This is a genomic window from Lactococcus sp. UBA7128, from assembly GCF_002492185.1.
Lineage (GTDB): Bacteria > Bacillota > Bacilli > Lactobacillales > Streptococcaceae > Lactococcus > Lactococcus muris.
The window spans coordinates 1-16,427 of sequence record NZ_DKXK01000067.1 but is presented as its reverse complement, the minus strand read 5'-3'; the positions used below and the strand labels follow the sequence as shown (position 1 = coordinate 16,427).

At 39.1% G+C, this 16,427-nt stretch carries 14 protein-coding genes; 1 reads left to right on the top strand and 13 read right to left on the bottom strand.

Features of this window, described 5'->3' with window-relative positions; translation table 11 throughout:
• Positions 1 to 55: 55 nt before the first annotated feature.
• From mnmG to pnp, 7 genes are all read right to left on the bottom strand, one after another.
• A complete protein-coding gene (mnmG, locus tag B4H39_RS07205; RefSeq protein ID WP_251423656.1) occupies positions 56 to 1,930 on the bottom strand; it encodes a tRNA uridine-5-carboxymethylaminomethyl(34) synthesis enzyme MnmG in 1,875 nt (624 codons plus the stop codon).
• A 145-nt stretch (positions 1,931 to 2,075) separates the two neighbouring features.
• Positions 2,076 to 2,636 carry a hypothetical protein gene (locus tag B4H39_RS07200; RefSeq protein WP_251423653.1) on the bottom strand — a complete coding sequence of 187 codons (561 nt, stop codon included), beginning with the start codon at positions 2,634 to 2,636 and terminating at the stop codon, positions 2,076 to 2,078.
• A gap of 148 nt (positions 2,637 to 2,784) precedes the next feature.
• Complete coding sequence (locus B4H39_RS07195; protein WP_202230573.1) at positions 2,785 to 3,153, bottom strand: DUF1033 family protein; 369 nt, start codon at positions 3,151 to 3,153, stop codon at positions 2,785 to 2,787.
• A gap of 85 nt (positions 3,154 to 3,238) precedes the next feature.
• Complete coding sequence (locus tag B4H39_RS07190) at positions 3,239 to 3,640, bottom strand: Mini-ribonuclease 3 (protein WP_251423650.1); 402 nt, start codon at positions 3,638 to 3,640, stop codon at positions 3,239 to 3,241.
• Positions 3,633 to 4,985 carry a cysteine--tRNA ligase gene (gene cysS, locus B4H39_RS07185; RefSeq protein WP_251423647.1) on the bottom strand — a complete coding sequence of 451 codons (1,353 nt, stop codon included), beginning with the start codon at positions 4,983 to 4,985 and terminating at the stop codon, positions 3,633 to 3,635. Before cysS ends, B4H39_RS07190 begins: the two co-directional genes overlap by 8 nt.
• On the bottom strand, positions 4,969 to 5,568 hold the full coding sequence (cysE, locus tag B4H39_RS07180; protein ID WP_251423644.1) for a serine O-acetyltransferase: 600 nt from the start codon (positions 5,566 to 5,568) through the stop codon (positions 4,969 to 4,971). The genes cysS and cysE overlap by 17 nt, the downstream gene beginning before the upstream one ends.
• Before the next feature lie 165 nt (positions 5,569 to 5,733).
• Complete coding sequence (pnp, locus tag B4H39_RS07175) at positions 5,734 to 8,022, bottom strand: polyribonucleotide nucleotidyltransferase (protein WP_251423641.1); 2,289 nt, start codon at positions 8,020 to 8,022, stop codon at positions 5,734 to 5,736.
• 344 nt (positions 8,023 to 8,366) lie between these two features.
• On the opposite strand from pnp, the gene B4H39_RS07170 reads away from it, so the two are divergent.
• The gene (locus B4H39_RS07170; protein ID WP_251423637.1) at positions 8,367 to 9,887 is read left to right on the top strand and encodes a lipopolysaccharide biosynthesis protein; all 1,521 of its coding nucleotides are present in this window, start codon (positions 8,367 to 8,369) and stop codon (positions 9,885 to 9,887) included.
• Positions 9,888 to 9,957: 70 nt separating this feature from the next.
• On the opposite strand, the gene B4H39_RS07165 is transcribed toward B4H39_RS07170, so the two are convergent.
• The 6 genes from B4H39_RS07165 to B4H39_RS07140 form a co-directional block, all read right to left on the bottom strand.
• Entirely contained in the window at positions 9,958 to 11,211 is a 1,254-nt protein-coding gene (locus B4H39_RS07165) for a glycosyl transferase (RefSeq protein ID WP_251423634.1), read from the bottom strand.
• A 12-nt stretch (positions 11,212 to 11,223) separates the two neighbouring features.
• On the bottom strand, positions 11,224 to 12,174 hold the full coding sequence (locus B4H39_RS07160) for a glycosyltransferase (protein ID WP_202230580.1): 951 nt from the start codon (positions 12,172 to 12,174) through the stop codon (positions 11,224 to 11,226).
• Positions 12,171 to 13,001, bottom strand: coding sequence for a LicD family protein (locus B4H39_RS07155; RefSeq protein ID WP_202230581.1), 831 nt, complete (start codon positions 12,999 to 13,001; stop codon positions 12,171 to 12,173). Before B4H39_RS07155 ends, B4H39_RS07160 begins: the two co-directional genes overlap by 4 nt.
• A gap of 342 nt (positions 13,002 to 13,343) precedes the next feature.
• Positions 13,344 to 14,120 (bottom strand): ABC transporter ATP-binding protein, encoded by a 777-nt coding sequence (locus B4H39_RS07150; protein WP_251423631.1) that lies wholly within the window; start codon positions 14,118 to 14,120, stop codon positions 13,344 to 13,346.
• Between the two features lies 1 nt (position 14,121).
• Positions 14,122 to 15,141, bottom strand: a complete 1,020-nt coding sequence (locus tag B4H39_RS07145) for a FecCD family ABC transporter permease (RefSeq protein ID WP_251423628.1) — start codon at positions 15,139 to 15,141, stop codon at positions 14,122 to 14,124.
• Complete coding sequence (locus tag B4H39_RS07140) at positions 15,119 to 16,057, bottom strand: ABC transporter substrate-binding protein (RefSeq protein ID WP_251423625.1); 939 nt, start codon at positions 16,055 to 16,057, stop codon at positions 15,119 to 15,121. Before B4H39_RS07140 ends, B4H39_RS07145 begins: the two co-directional genes overlap by 23 nt.
• Between the last annotated feature and the right edge of the window lie 370 nt (positions 16,058 to 16,427).

Genomic DNA, 16,427 nt, shown 5'->3' with positions numbered 1-16,427 from the left:
TCACGTTTGTACGCTACTAAAAAATCAAACACGGCTGTGTCTGATTTACTGTTTTTTATCTTTTACCTTCAAGATAAACCATCAAAATGGAAATATCAGCCGGATTTACTCCTGAAATACGACTCGCTTGTCCTAAGGTTTCAGGATTTATTTTCTTGAATTTTTGTCGCGCTTCTGTCGCAATACTGTCCAAGGCATCCCAATTCATATTTTTAGGAATGCGTTTAGCTTCTAAACGGTGCATCTTTTCAACTTGTTCTTTTGCTTTTTTGATGTACCCCTCATAAGTAACTTCTGTTTCAATAAGTTCGATGACAGTTCGGTCAAGCTTTTCAGAAGATTCGCCGACAAACCTGACTACATCCGAATACTTTACTTCTGGACGTTTTAAAAATTCAAGCCCTGTCAAAGCATCTTTGATAGGCCCAAATCCCATCATGCCTAATTTTTCTTGTGTATCTGGGAGTGGCTTAAGTTTCTCTTTATTGAGACGAGTAATTTCTGTTTGATAAGAGTTTAGTTTTTCTTGGAAGGCTTCCCAACGTTCATCACTAACCAAGCCTATTTCACGACCAATGTGGGTTAAACGCATATCTGCATTATCATGACGTAAAATCAAACGGTATTCTGCGCGAGAAGTCAACAAACGATAGGGTTCTAGTGTTCCTTTGGTCACCAAATCATCAATCATAACTCCAATATAAGCATCGCTACGTTTGAGAATCAATTCTTCCTTGCCTTGAACTTTAAGGCTGGCATTAATTCCAGCAACTAATCCTTGCCCTGCTGCTTCTTCATAACCAGACGTACCGTTTGTTTGTCCTGCCGTAAAAAGGCCAGAAACAAGTTTTGTTTCCAATGTTGGACGGAGCTGGTGAGGTAAAACCACATCGTATTCAATGGCATAACCCGTACGCATCATTTTTGCATCTTCTAAACCAGGAATAGAACGTACCAAATCAAACTGAACATCTTCCGGTAAACTAGTAGATAAACCTTGGATATATACTTCTTCCGTATTCCGTCCTTCCGGTTCCAAGAAAAGTTGGTGGCGCGGTTTATCTGCAAAGCGTACAACTTTATCTTCTATTGAAGGACAATAACGTGGGCCGACACCTTTCACGATTCCAGAAAACATCGGCGCACGGTGTAAGTTTTCTTGGATAATCTCATGTGTCGTTTTACTCGTATACGTGAGCCAACAAGGGATTTGCTCTTGGAGGTAATCTTCATCTTTTGACAAAAAGCTAAAGTGATTAGGCTTTTCATCCCCTGGTTGAATTTCTGTTGCTTCGTAGTTAATGCTTGATGAAAGTACACGCGGTGGTGTCCCTGTTTTGAAACGTCCAATTTCAAATCCCAGATTGCGTAAATTATCAGCCAAGCTGACAGAAGCTAGAGAATTGTTCGGTCCTGAAGAATATTTAAGTTCTCCAATAATAATCTCGCCACGTAAGGCCGTTCCTGTAGTAACAATAACGGCTTGGGCAGAATATTTCGCTCCAGTTGTAACTTTTACTCCTGTTACTTTTTCATCTTCCACCAGAATTTCTTCTACCATGGCTTGACGTAGAGTCAGATTCTCTTGGTTTTCTACCGTATGTTTCATTTCCTGGGAGTAGAGTGCCTTGTCTGCTTGGGCACGTAAGGCACGAACTGCTGGACCTTTACCAGTATTCAACATCTTCATTTGAATATAGGTTTTATCAATGTTTCTCCCCATTTCTCCACCTAAGGCATCGATTTCACGGACGACTATTCCCTTAGCTGAGCCACCAATTGATGGATTACAAGGCATAAAAGCAACCATATCTAGATTAATAGTTAGTAAAAGTGTCTTTGTTCCCATACGGGCTGAGGCGAGTGCTGCTTCTACTCCAGCATGTCCAGCACCAATTACTATAACATCATATTTTTCTTGAAATTCCATAATTTCTCCATTTTTTCAAAATAAAAAGTCAAAGCCAGTGAAAAATACATGCAAAAAAAGCACATATCTTCCCGAGCCTTGACCATCGAGTTTTTATGTCAGAATTATTTTAACTCTTTTCAATATTTTTTTCAAGAGTATTTGACTAAGAGCTTTGATACTTTTCTTCTGTGTCACGATACAAAACCAAGGATTTAAGCTCTTCTACCGTACGTGCTGACCCCTCCATCACTATCCGATCTTTTTCTTTGAAGGTCGGATCATGTTTACCAGTATAGTCAATGCTCCCATCAGCCAACTTAACTGGAATAGCTGTTCCTTTTGGATATATTTCAAATCTTGAGCCATTTTCTGGAGCAATCCCTTTGAGGTACATCCACAAATAAACTTGTCCTGTTTGTCCATTTATTCCCCCGTAACGGAGATTAAAATTACGTCCATTCTTCGCCACGGTATTTTCTAAAACATAGACCTTTCGGTCAGCAATATCGCTTTCTGGATTCATCCAATATCCATAGATAGATTCAAAATTTCCTACTTGTATCTGTTCAACATCTATTGGAGCAATGTGTTCTTCTTCTGGGGTCATCTCTTCTGCCAAAACTGTTGGAGCTATGGCTGGACGTATATCGTGGCGAACTGCAAAAATCAAAATGACCGCAGTAAGAACAAGAATAACATCGGTAATAACGAGAAGTTTTTTCATAAAGAACTCCCTTCTTTCCGGATTAAAAAATCATTATAAAATGATTATAGCAAAACAAGTTCTAAATCAATAATATTTTACTAATTCTCGCATTTTCAACAAACAAAAGAACCCTGAGGCCTACCCAGGATTCTTCTCATTTCAGTTCTTACTCATACCAAAGCTTCTTACAAAATTTAGAAGGCAATTCGCCTGATGATCTACGATAAGCCCAGCGTTTCTTATCTGCTGGAAGCACATGCCAATCCTCCAGAAGCATCAAACTTTGATAGCGTTGGAGATATCCCGCGCATTCTTCACACCAGATTTCATCTCCTTTTTTCCAAAATGCTGTCAATAAGTCATCTTGGCTTTTGAATTCTTTGTAGTTTCTTGCCATTTTCAGCCATTCGCTCTTGTATTTTTTCAAAGCCTGATAGAAGTTTTCATATTCCTCTACTGATTGAATATCTTTCTGCCAGTCTTCAAAAAACCACCAAGGTTCATCATATCCTGACATTGTAATTACTCTATACATATTTCCTGCCCAGCTTCTTTTCTCTAGTATACATCTCTTGTTATGTATTGTAGCGAAAAAATATACTTTTGAGAAATATTTTAAACTATTTTATGGACGAATTGATATTTTCAATACAAAATTGAGCAAACTCTTCCAAGCGCTCGACTTTTTTTGTTAAATGCAGGAAACCTACAACTGCTTCGAATCCCGTAGATATGCGATAAGTGACAACATCTGTGTTCTTAGCTGTGGTCTTAGAATGTGAATTACGTCCTCTCTTGAAATAAAGAAGTTCTTCTTCTGTAAGAAAGTCGGTTTCTTGCATCTTACGTATAAGCGCTGCCTGTGCCTTAGCGGACACATATTGTACAGCTTGGCGTTGAAGTTCTCTGGGTTTTGTCAAGCCCTTATTCAACAAATAATCCCTAATAAAAACCTCATAAACGGCATCTCCAATGTAAGCCAACGCAATTCCATTAAGTAGTTCGGCATCTTTTTTATTCACGATGCCACCTCACACCTTGAGCAGTATCTTCAAGAATGATACCTTGTGCTTTCAGATTGTCGCGAATCTTGTCTGCTTGAGCAAAATCACGAGCTGCTCTTGCCACCTGTCTTGCTTCAATCATTGCTTCAATTTCTTTATCTAATTTTGTCTCCTCATCTTCAAATTTCAAACCAAAAATCAAAAGTACATCATCGAAAAAGGATTTGACTTCTGGACCACCATTTCCCTTATTTACCCATGTGATGAAATCATAAAAGACTGTCAAACCGTTAGCAATATTAAAGTCTTCATCCATAGCTTCTTCAAAATCTGTTTTGAATTGTTCAAGCACGGCCAGATCAGCCACTCCTGTTTCTTCAAGATTGCGGTAGGCATTTTCCAGCTTCTTTACATTGTTCTCCGCATCTTGCAAAGCGCTGTCTGTAAAATTAACTGGACGGCGATAATGTGTTGTTGCTAAGAAAAAGCGGAGTACTGTTGGATCTACAACTTCAAGCATTTCATGAACCGTTTTAAAGTTGCCCAATGACTTGGACATTTTTTCACCACTAACATTGACAAAGCCATTGTGCATCCAGTAGTTGACAAATTTCTTCCCTGTTTTTGCTTCTGATTGTGCGATTTCATTTGTATGATGAGGAAATTCTAAGTCTGCTCCTCCCGCATGGATATCCAAAGTGTCGCCTAAAATATCACTGCTCATAACAGAACATTCGATATGCCATCCTGGGCGTCCTTGACCCCAAGGGCTTTCCCAAGAGATTTCTCCTTTTTTCGCAGTCTTCCACAAAGCAAAATCAGCAGGACTTTCTTTACGCATCATTTCCTCGTCAATACGACCTGAGGCGCCTTGCAACAACTCTTCTAAGTTTTTATTGGCTAGTTTTGCGTAACCTTTTGACTTTGCTACACGGAAGTAAACATCACCTGCTGCTTCATAGGCAAAGCCTTTATCCATCAAATCTTGGATAAACACAATCATTTTATCAATATAGTCTGTAGCACGTGGGTTAGCACTGGCACGCTTTACATTGAGCGCATCAATATCCTGATAAAAGGCTGATATATATTTGTCAGATAACTCCAAGGGTGTTAATTGTTCTTCCGCCGCTCCTTTGATAATCTTATCGTCAACATCCGTAAAGTTAGAAACATAAGTCACTTCAAAACCACGGTATTCCATATATTTGCGAATAAGATCAAAAGCAACAACCGAGCGCGCATTTCCAATATGGATATAGTTATAAACGGTCGGTCCACAGACATACATCTTGACTTTATTTGGCTCAATCGGATGAAAGTCCTCGACTTGTCTTGTCAACGTGTTATAAATGCGAAGCATGATAGCTGGCCTCCCTTTTTTCTTCTATCGTTGAAATTTTCTCTGAGTCTTTTTTCCCTTTAACTCGGACAACCTTGGCTGGAATCCCCACAACTGTAACGTCAGCTGGAACATCACTGACCACAACGGCACCTGCACCAACCTTGGCATTTTCTCCGACTTCTATCGGTCCAAGCAACTGTGAATGAGCTGAAATTAGAGCACCTTTGCGTACTGTAGGGTGACGTTTGCCTTTTTCTTTTCCAGTCCCTCCCAAAGTAACACCATGATAAAGTTTCACATCTGTTTCAACTATAGCTGTTTCTCCAATAACTAGACCAGATCCATGATCGATAAAAACACCGTGTGCAATGGTTGCTCCAGGATGAATTTCTATCTGAGTCCAAAAGCGCCAAAACTGTGAGTGCATTCTGGCTAAAAGTTTTAAGTTATGCCGCCAAAGCCAATGACTGAAACGGTGAGCTGCTAAAGCCTTGATTCCGGGATAAGTCAAGAGAACTTCTAGCCCAGTTCGTGCAGCAGGATCGTTTTCCTTTGTAACACGGATGGCTTCCTGCCAGAAGCCCCTCTTTTTGTTTTTCATATTTATTCATTATACCAAAAAAGCAGCAAAACTGCTTTTTCCTCAACATCAGGGTGTATCAAAATTCAAGGCATTGGGATTAGTTTACCTGTCGCGTAATACGGCCGAGAGAAACTTTTTCTACCCTTTGCTAAGTCTGGATTTTTGTTCCAATTTTCCCCTCTATTACTCCGGCTTCGTTGTCGATAACTCTGGAAATTCTTCATCGACAACTGTTGTTTTACGTTCAGAACGTTCAAACTTGTGTTGAGTCGACTTTGCTTCTTTATCCTTAGAATGTCCGCGACGACCATGGCCGTTATTTCCCTTCCGGTGCTCACGTGACTTATGTTCCGGTGTGTTATAGTCCTTAGGTTTTTCTGTCAAAATGCGCATAGAAGCATCTACACGACCTTTATCATCAATTTTAGTAACCTTGACTTTAACTGTATCACCAATTTTGACGATGTCTTCCACCTTACTTGTCCGCTCCCATGCCAGTTCTGAAATATGAACCATGGCATCTGTGGTACCAAAGAGATGTACAAATGCACCAAATTTTTCAATTCGAACCACCTGTGCTTCATAGATGTCTCCCACCTTGGCTTCGCGTACCAGCTCTGTAATGATTGCCTTAGCACGATCAATAGCTTCCTGATCAGGCGAGAAGATAGAACAAAGTCCCTCTTCATCAATATCAATTTTTACGCCAGTTTCTTCAATTATTTTATCAATGGTTTCTCCACCTTTACCGATAACAATCTTAATCTTATCAATATCAATCTTAATGCTATCGATTTTAGGGGCTGATGGTGCAAGATCTGGACGAGGCTCGGATATAGTCGCTTCAATCACATCTAAAATTTCAAACCGTGCACGCTTGGCTTGTGCCAAAGCCTCGGCTAAAATCTCGGCTGTAATCCCTGCAATTTTGATATCCATTTGGAGAGCGGTAATCCCCTCTCGTGTTCCTGCTACCTTAAAGTCCATATCACCAAAATGGTCTTCCAAACCTTGGATATCTGTTAAGATGGTATAGTTAGCTCCATCAGAAATCAAGCCCATGGCAATCCCAGCCACAGGAGCCTTGATAGGCACACCACCGGCCATTAAAGCTAATGTTCCTGCACAGATTGAAGCTTGCGACGAAGAACCATTAGACTCTAGAACTTCAGCGACCAAGCGCACAGCATAAGGAAATTCTTCCAGGGAAGGCATAACTTGCTCAAGTGCGCGTTCGCCAAGTGCTCCGTGTCCAATTTCACGGCGCCCTGGAGCCCCGTAACGTCCCGTTTCACCTACAGAATACTGGGGGAAATTATAGTGATGAACAAAACGTTTTTTATACTCTGCATCTAGGCCATCAATAACTTGAGCTTCGCCCATTGGTGCCAATGTCAACGTGGATAACGCTTGTGTTTGCCCACGAGTAAAAAGAGCAGAGCCATGCGTAATTGTATTAGGAGTAAAGTCAATCTCAGCTTCTAAAGGACGAATCTCATCAACTTTACGTCCATCAGGCCGAACTTTGTCTTCTGTGATAAGACGGCGGACTTCTGTATGCTCCATCCCTTCCAGAATTTCAGAGACATCACGCATAATCCGTTCAAAGTCTTCATGATGGGCATATTTTTCTTCGTATTCTGCTCTTACCCGCTCTTTGACTGCTGAAGTTGCTGCCTCACGCGCAAGCTTTTCCTCTACTTGAACTGCCGCTTGCAAAGCTCCATTGTGCTCAGCAATGATGGCCGCCTTGAGCTTTTCATCTACTTGCAGAAGTTCAACCTCTGCTTTCTCTTTACCCACTTTGGCCACGATTTCATTTTGAAAATCAATCAGCTCCTTGATTGCTTCGTGTCCTGCAAGCAAGGCTTCTAACATGACCTCCTCTGAAAGTTCTTTAGCTCCAGACTCGACCATATTGATAGCAGCACTATTCCCTGCCACAGCCAAATCCAGAGCTGAAGCTTGTGCTTGAGCCACATCTGGATTGATTACAACTTGACCGTTTATGTAGCCTACTTCGACACCCGCAATAGGGCCATCAAATGGAATATCGGAAATGGCAAGCGCAAGTGAGCTCCCAAACATAGCAGCCATGCGTGCACTCGCATTTTCATCATAGGAAAGCACCGTGTTTATAACTTGAACCTCATTGCGAAAACCTTCTGCAAACATTGGACGGATTGGGCGATCGATTAAGCGAGCGGTCAGGGTAGCATAAGTTGACGGACGTGCTTCACGTTTATTGAAACCTCCTGGAAACTTCCCAGCTGCATACATTTTTTCTTCATAGTTGACTTGCAAGGGGAAAAAATCTCCCGTTGCCATTTTTTTTGACATTGTTGCCGCGGTAAGAACAGTAGTATCTCCATAACGGACAACCACAGAACCATTAGCCTGTTTCGCGACTTGTCCTGTTTCAACAACAAGCTCACGGCCTGCAAAATTCATTTTAAAAGTTTCTTTTGTCATTTTTTCTCCCACTTTTCGAGACTTTTAGTGCCTGTCTTTTCTATCCAAAAATCAATTTTCTTTTGATAAGGAAACTCATTTTTGTATAGAACAGCACTGTGCTCATTATACTATATTTTTCATGATAAAAAAAGCTTAGAGAGACTAATACTGACACCTTTCACACGGTAACATCTCTGAAAAGAAGCGCTTCTTTTGATTTAGCGATTGAACAAAATTTGGCACACTTTTCTGACCAGAAATATCCGTTTTTGATTTTGCAGGATTACAATTGATGTTTCCTATTCAATAGGGTATGTTATAATGAAAATAATTTTTAAATTTTATCTGAAAAGGAAAATGTGATGCGTGTCGTCAACTCATTACGAAATTCATCTTTTACCGTTATCCAAAAGATAATTGGCTTAATTTTGGGTTTTGTCACTCGAACAGTTTTTATTCATACACTAGGCATTAGTTACCAAGGTCTTAATGGTCTTTTCACCAGCATTCTTTCGATGCTCTCCATCGCCGAATTGGGCATCGGTAGTGCCATTGTTTTCAACATGTATCGCTATATTGCAGAAAATGATACTGAAACGATGAAATCCCTTATGCGCTTTTATCGTACCGCCTATCAGATAGTTGCTTCTGTCGTCATGACTCTTGGCCTTCTATTAATGCCTTTTTTGAACTTTTTCAGTTCTTATCAAGGAATCCATGACAATATTTTTATTATATATCTTCTCTTTTTGACAAACAGTGTGGCAGGCTATCTTTTTAGTTATAAACGCAGCATTTTGTATGCCGATCAAAAAAATTATATCGTTAACATCTTCGATACACTCTACACCTTACTTGTTAATATTGCCTACATCTTTGTCCTCTATGTCTTCCAGAGTTTCACACTTTACCTTATCGCAGCTCTAGTTCTTTCAATTATTGAAAATATCTTTATTCAAATTTATGCGGATAAGCGATACCCTTGGCTTAAAGAAAAAAACATTCGAAAATTAGAACCTGAAATTCTACAGCGCTTCAAAAAACAAATCTATGGTATGTTTTATCATAATATCGGAACCTTTATAGTGATGGGTTCTGACAGTTTGATCATCACAAAGTTTCTGGGATTAACAACAATGGGTTTATATTCTAACTATAGTTTAATCACGGGCAATCTATCTGGACTGTTAATGGCTGCTCTTGGTGGTTTGACTGCAAGCATTGGAAATCTTTTGACTGAGAAAAATGTGAATAAGTCCTTTGATGTCTATAAAAATATTAGCTTTGCTACCTTCTGGATTTTTTCAACTTTTTCTGCAGCTATACTTCTTACTATGCAGCCTTTTGTTCTTGTTTGGCTAGGGGATAAATTTACATTGAGCTTCCCTGTTCTTATCATGATTGTACTGAACTTCTATATCTTGGGGATGCGCAAACCCATTCGACTCTTTCAAGACGCAGCAGGGATTTTTTATGAAAACCGCCATATCCCTGTGATTGGAGCTGCATTGAATCTAGGACTTTCACTCCTCTTTATCAATTTTATGGGACTAGCCGGTGTACTTCTAGGTACTTTTTTGAGTACGCTTATCCTCTACGGCTATAGTTTTCCTAAATATATTTATTCTCCACTTTTTGGTCGCCCTATTTCTGATTATGTTGTTGAACAGGTAAAATACCTCAGTGTCTTTGTACTCCTTTTACTTTTGAGTAGTCTTTCTACTTTGTTGTTAAATCAGCTGAGCAACAGTTGGTTAAATCTGGCTCTTAGTTTAATTTTGGCTCTAATCCTCCCCAACGGACTCCTTTTACTCCTTTACCACCGTAAGCCTGAGTTCCGCTATTTCAAACATCTCCTCTATGGTCTAATAAAACGGGCTTGACTTATGTACACTCCTTACTCCAAAAAGTGCCTATCAGTGATTGATAAGCATTTTTATTTAAGTTATTCCTTCAAATTTTCAATTTATAATACCATTTCAAAAACTGGTAGTAAGGTAACGGTAGTTTTAAAAGACGTTTCAGAAAAGCCCCTTTCCAACTTTTTTGAAAATCTCTAAAAAACTCGCGCGGTTTGAAGAGATAAGTAAACAATCCTTTTGGTGCAGCCAAAGAGTAAATTTCTCCCTCGTTTTCTAAAGTCAGCTCTCCCAAAGCTTTAACTTCCGAAGCACGAGGAAACTTAATCACTTGCTGAAAACCACTGAACCAAAACTTCGCATCCTCCTTATGCCAGTAAGGACTATTTGCTGGTATTTCTTTTGCAAAATTCTCTACAAATGCTAAAGCTCCTGCTTGAATCGCCAAAAGATTAATCTGGTCTTGACTTCCTTCCTCGTGAAGAAATTCTTCTAATTTGGGCACGATACGGTTTTTTTCTTTTTCGAAACCAATGCAGGAACCTTCTTGAGGCTGAAAAAGACGTTCAAAAATGGGAAAATTCACTCCCATAAATTTATAGTAAGCTATGTCGTGTTGTCTATCAAAAAGGTAGCCTTTACTATGCTCTAACACCGGTTCAGCTCTTCTGGGTAAAATTCCTGCGTAATAGCCTCTAATACTGTTTATATTCAGTTGATCCTTTAATGAATAAAGCGCCGTTTCTAAGGTTCCATGCCAGCCTATATCAAAAATAGCAATATCTCCTTGGATATCTTCCTGCTCAAAATAAGCTTGTAAAAGCTCTGCTTCCTGTTGACTGTTTTGAATAATCTGTGGAAAAAACTGCCTTAGAGCTTTATAAGCTTCTTGGTGCGCTAGGAGTTCTTTTGTGTCTTTAAATACCATATCGCGCAATGACGGAGGCAAGGTTGCCACATCTTTCTTCGCCACCCCCAACTTCATCAAGGCTTTGCCAAAGTGAGTTTTAAGATAAGGATATTTGATAAAAAGTTCTTCAAGGTTTCGACTGTCTTTCAAAGTGGGTACAGCAAAACTGCGCCGCGAAGCATAGATATAACTGCTCTCCAGTTTTTTGTCTTGCCCCTCCTCAGCTAAAAAAAGTAAATCAAATGCTCGTTTGACCATGTAGCCATCCCGCGCTAAAAATAGAATTCTCTTTAAACCATTTTTTCTTACTTCTTGATGAAGCCATATGCTCATTCCAAAAAGATAAGGACCAAAAGAGCGGTACCCAAACTTGTAATACTCATCATCTTGATTCTTCAAATGAAGCGAAATATGTTGTTCCAAGTACTCGTCGTACAATGTAGCCCCTCCCTACTTTTTGAAAGCAAATAAAACATCGCGCAAGCGCCCGCTCATGCTATCATAGTATTTCCAGTCTTTCACTATTTGTCCAAACACTCCGAAGAATTTGTTATCACGTGCCAGAGCATGACGTTTTACATAAAAGTTATGATAAGCTTTTGCTTTTGGGGCATATTGCGAGCCTCGTGCACGCAATACTTGATACAGAACATCATAAAAGCCAACAAACTTATACAGTTCAGCGACATGAACATGTTTTGACGATTTTATAGTCAAAAGACGCTCTCCTGTAGCATTTCGGTCATGCAGTAAATGTGTGCCTACAACACGATTCAGATTATAGCCTGTCCCTGTCAAACTCGAGAGTGCAGCAACAAGCACATCATGTGTGATGTTGTATTCTGGTTTCCAATACTTAACGACATCTGCAATAAACCGGCGGCGCATACCGACAACCCAACCTACACGATAAGAAGAATAAGCAAAACGCGGCGGATATTTTGAAAACTCTTGATGCTTATCAAACTCAAAATACTTGAACCAAGTCGGCAGGTCGGCGACATCTTCCGAAACTTTTTTAACCTCGATATCTGCTGACAATACTTCTATTTCTGGATGTCTCTCCATAAGCCGAACTTGTCGGAGATTCTTGTCTGAATACCAAATGTTGTCTTGGTCCGAGAAAAAAGCTATTTCAATATCATGTTCCAAACTATCCACTAAGAGCTGACGAAAATTCAAGCGCCAGCCCATATTTTTTTCATTAACTTTGACAATCCAGTTTGTTAGCTTGTATTTCTCAATATAAGTTTTTAAAAACTCTACAGTATTGTCTGTGGAACAGTCGTCTCGAAACAGAACAAAATCAGGCGCTAAGTCCTGTTTCCGAATCGTATCCAATTGTCTTTTCAGTAGTCTTTCGCCATTATAAGTAGCAACAAGTACAGCAGTTGTCGTCATTTTTTATCTTTCCAATACCAGCGGTAATAATTGTGATTGCGAACAGCTTTTTTCTTGGGTGGATTACGCCAATCTCCGTAAAGTTCGCTCAGGTAGACATCATGATTTTTAATTTTTTTTAGCTTTAAGTTTTCAAAATCAGTGTCTTCATACTCTGTGAAGATAGCCTTATCAAAATAGCCTGTTTTCTTTGGCGGCGACCACACAAAGTTACAAAACTTCTGATTTTGATTGTTATATTTTTGCATGAGCAAGTCTACTTTCTCAGCTAAAATTTTACTGTGTCCCTTATAGTGCAAATGATAGGGCAGCCACAAAAGGGTTTTTGCTATAAAATACAAACGTTTCTCAGAACTGGCATAGGAAAGCCCCTTCGGAGCAGACGAAACCAAGTGTGTAACTGCGGTACGGACTTTTTTCTTAAAACGCTCTCCCTCAATTTTATCTGCAGGCAAGCTATCTAAAGGAAAAATATCAATAAAAATCCCCGTTCCCCTATTCAAAGTATCTAAGTCACTCACAAAATAAGTTCGATTATCATATAATTTTGCAAAAGGAAGATAAGCAACATGGCTCTTATAATATAAAAGGGTAAAATGTTCTGGCAAGTGCTCCATGAGAGTCGCCATTAAACGCTCATAGTTGGGACGTGTAAGCATCATATCGATATCATCATCCCACGGGATATAGCCTTTATATTTTACTGATCCAAGTAATGTTCCAGCGCTAATAGAGTAGTCTATTCCCTGCTCACGACAAACTTTATCAATATAAGCCATGAGTTCTAATTGAAGAGCACGTTGCTCCTCTTTTGTTATTTCTTTCATTCTTCCCTATCCTTAGTAGCATTTATCAGCCATTTGACACCTAAGTATAACAAATTTATGATTCTTCCTCAACATTTGTCATGTTGGTGCACATAGCTCATTAAAGTCAAAAGCCTCAGTCAAATTGCTCCCCAACATATGTGTTATCTTCCATACTCAGGCAATTAAAACAAATTATTAAGTACTCAAAACTGTTGCTAGGGGGTGCTGATATCGCTTGCTTCTCTCCTCTTAAATTTTTGTTATTGTCCATTTGGCTGATGAAAAGGACGAATTTTGGGAGAACATTTACTAAAACAAGAGTAAGCAAGGAAAGGGAGGATGTGTCTAATCTCCAAAGCCTCACCTTTCTCCTTCCTCAAGTCCTTTCCAAAATTTATGTTTTTGAAGCATGTAGTCTAGCACATCTGTCTGATATACTTGCTTCAAAAACTCTCTGGAGAGTATCTCTTTCGCTTTCCCTTGAGATAAGATTTTTCCCTCCTTTAAAATTAAAATGTTTTCAGAGAAAGAGAGGGCTAAATCAATATCATGAAAAACAGCAATCACTGTTTTTCCTTGATCAAAGTATTCCTCTATATACCGCAACATTTCGAGCTGATAATGGATATCCAAATGATTGTTTGGCTCATCCAGTAAAATAATTTTAGGATTTTGCAAAAGTGTACGAGCGAAAAAGACACGTTGTAGCTGTCCGCCGGAGAGTTTAGAAAGCTCTTGATCTCTTATATTCTCCAAATCAAGAGCCTCCATTACCTGCAAAACACGGGCCTTATCTTTTGCTCGCGCAACTGCCATAAAGCTTTTTCTCAGTTGTGTATATAAACCCATCATCAGGGTTTCATATACAGAGTAGGAAAAATACATTGACGTATTTTGCGATAAAAGTGCAACCTTTTCAGCTAGTTCAATTCTTTTGAAATCTCTTAGTGAGCGATTGCTAAGTTTGATTTCTCCCCTATATTCTACTAAGCCAGATAAACTCTTTAAAAGCGTGGACTTCCCGCTGCCGTTAGGTCCTAGTATAGCCAGTCTTTGACCGGTTCCAACGGATAAATTTATATCTGTAAGAACTTGCTGCCCCGGGTAAGTAACGCTCAATTTTCTAACCTCTAGCATCTTATTTTTTTCCTTTCCTAAAGAAGATATGACAGAAAAAGGGCGCCCCAATCAGAGCAGTCACTGCTCCAATAGGTATTTCCCTTGGGGCGATAATGCTTCTCGCTAAAGTATCTGCAATGACACAAAGAATTCCTCCTAAAAGAGCCGAACTTGGCAGAACCCACTTGTGAGTTGCTCCAAATAATCGTCGAGCAATATGTGGTGCAATTAAATCTACAAAGCCAATCACTCCAGTCATTGCTACACTGACTCCAGTTAACAAGGTCGAAAAACCAATTAAAATAAACTTCGTACGTTTAACTTCAACGCCTTGACTTAAAGCAAACTCATCTCCAAAGCTCAAGATATCCATTTCTCTATGAAAATAAAACAAGAAAAAGAAACCGAATACTAACATCGAGGAAAGAAGCCACACATTTTCCCAAGAGGCCCCCGAAAAACTTCCCAACTGCCAGAAAAAGATACGCTGCATATAATCAGGAGAAAAGGTCATGATTACAGTTAAAAACGCATTGACAAACAATGAAAAAACTAGTCCAACAAGAATAACTGTCTGATTGTCCAAACTGCTAGAAAATCGTTGGGTAAAGAGCAAAACCATAAAAACTGTTATCAGCCCAAAAATAAAGCCACCAGCACTCATTGCGATTGTTGGTGTAGCAAAACTGAGCCCTAGCAGCATAACAATTGAAGCACCTAAAGAAGCACCAGAGGATACTCCTAAAGTGTAAGAAGATGCTAGAGGATTTTGGAGCAGAGACTGCATCACTGTTCCACTAGCACCTAAGGCTAGACCAGTAAGAAAGCTTAAAACTATCCGAGGCAACCTTACTTCAAGGATAATGTTCTCTAGAAGTGGAGAAATATTTTTCGACTTTCCTGCAACTATACTGATGAAGTCGTTTAAAGGAATATGTACACTTCCTAAACTTATACTTATCAACATTGCCACCAAAGACACAACAAAAAGCAAAAGAAGGCGTTGTGTTTTGTTTCTACTCAAGATTCTTGAATACATCTGGATACACCACTTTTGCCATTTCTTTCATCGCCCCAACTATATGTTGATTGGGAAGGGAACTTCTGCCGTTATCAATATAATAAACAGCTTTGTTTTTCACTGCTTTGACTTCTTTCCAGGTGTTCATCTTGAGAATATCATCCACTGGATGAGGCATATAGTTTACATTTGTTAAAATCACGTCAGGATTGGATAAAATGGCAGCTTCTTCTGAAATTTTTACTGCACCAGTTTCTTTTGCCATTACATTAGTAGCACCGATGGTTTCAATCATTTCATTGATAAAGGTTTCTTTCCCCATACTGTAAATCTCTGGCGAGGCAGCAATTTCAAATAATACGGTTTTTTTATGAGTGATTGTTTTGGCTTGTTTTTTTAAGGCAGTGATATCCTTTTCCATCTTCGAAATGATTGCCTGCCCCTTTTCTTTTTGATTCACAGTCAGTGCTACGAGACGGATATTGTCTTTGATTTCTTTAAAATTCTTTTCCGCTGGTAAAACAACAACTGTCGTACCTTTTTCCTTAATCTTTTCAATCTTGTCAGAAGATTGAAACATCGTGAGATCTGTTACAAATACCACTTCTGGCTTAAGTGCCATTATTTTCTCGAGATCCAAATTCATCATATCTGACTGTTCCAAGTTTTCCAAATTCTTGACATACTTGGGACTTTGGCTATCAACAGCGATAAGCTTATCTTTTTGTCCAAGGTCATCAATCACTTGTGTAACCGCTGGTGAAAGGGAAACGATTCTGCTGATGTTGCTCGGAATACTTATTTTTTCACCCTGAACTGTCGTAATCTCAACCTCAGAATGTGAATTTTCTTTAGTCTTCTCATTATTTTTTGCACAGGCTGATAAACTTAAAATTATAAGCAATAGCCCGATTTTTAATATTTTATTTTTCATTTTTCTCTTGCCTTACTAGAAAAGCTTCTACATTTGTAAGAACTTTTACTCACTTCTCCTATCTTTATACATATAAAAGAAGAAAGAAAAAACAAGTAAAACTTTTTATTATTCCTCATTTATTCTTCTTTCTCCAAACCCCTCACATCTTACACTGCACCACAGTAGACGGAGGGAGGCTTAAGGAGCATTATTTCCTACCCACAGACTTCTTGAATTACTTCAGATTATCCTTGGGCCAACTATCGCTCTCATTTTATCATGATTTCAACCTTATTTCTACCTTTTCCCCATCTGAATTCCACTGTAAAAAACGGCGAGAGCTTCTTCTCCCAATCATCTTTTACCTCTTGAATTTATAATTTAAGTG

Bases quoted from the DNA above. Each gene is read 5' to 3' on its own strand.
- mnmG (WP_251423656.1), bottom strand. From the start codon at position 1,930: ATGGAATTTCAAGAAAAATATGATGTTATAGTAATTGGTGCTGGACAT.
- B4H39_RS07200 (WP_251423653.1), bottom strand. From the start codon at position 2,636: ATGAAAAAACTTCTCGTTATTACCGATGTTATTCTTGTTCTTACTGCG.
- B4H39_RS07195 (WP_202230573.1), bottom strand. From the start codon at position 3,153: ATGTATAGAGTAATTACAATGTCAGGATATGATGAACCTTGGTGGTTT.
- cysS (WP_251423647.1), bottom strand. From the start codon at position 4,985: ATGCTTCGCATTTATAACACGTTGACAAGACAAGTCGAGGACTTTCAT.
- cysE (WP_251423644.1), bottom strand. From the start codon at position 5,568: ATGAAAAACAAAAAGAGGGGCTTCTGGCAGGAAGCCATCCGTGTTACA.
- pnp (WP_251423641.1), bottom strand. From the start codon at position 8,022: ATGACAAAAGAAACTTTTAAAATGAATTTTGCAGGCCGTGAGCTTGTT.
- B4H39_RS07170 (WP_251423637.1), top strand. From the start codon at position 8,367: ATGCGTGTCGTCAACTCATTACGAAATTCATCTTTTACCGTTATCCAA.
- B4H39_RS07160 (WP_202230580.1), bottom strand. From the start codon at position 12,174: ATGACGACAACTGCTGTACTTGTTGCTACTTATAATGGCGAAAGACTA.
- B4H39_RS07155 (WP_202230581.1), bottom strand. From the start codon at position 13,001: ATGAAAGAAATAACAAAAGAGGAGCAACGTGCTCTTCAATTAGAACTC.
- B4H39_RS07150 (WP_251423631.1), bottom strand. From the start codon at position 14,120: ATGCTAGAGGTTAGAAAATTGAGCGTTACTTACCCGGGGCAGCAAGTT.
- B4H39_RS07145 (WP_251423628.1), bottom strand. From the start codon at position 15,141: ATGTATTCAAGAATCTTGAGTAGAAACAAAACACAACGCCTTCTTTTG.
- B4H39_RS07140 (WP_251423625.1), bottom strand. From the start codon at position 16,057: ATGAAAAATAAAATATTAAAAATCGGGCTATTGCTTATAATTTTAAGT.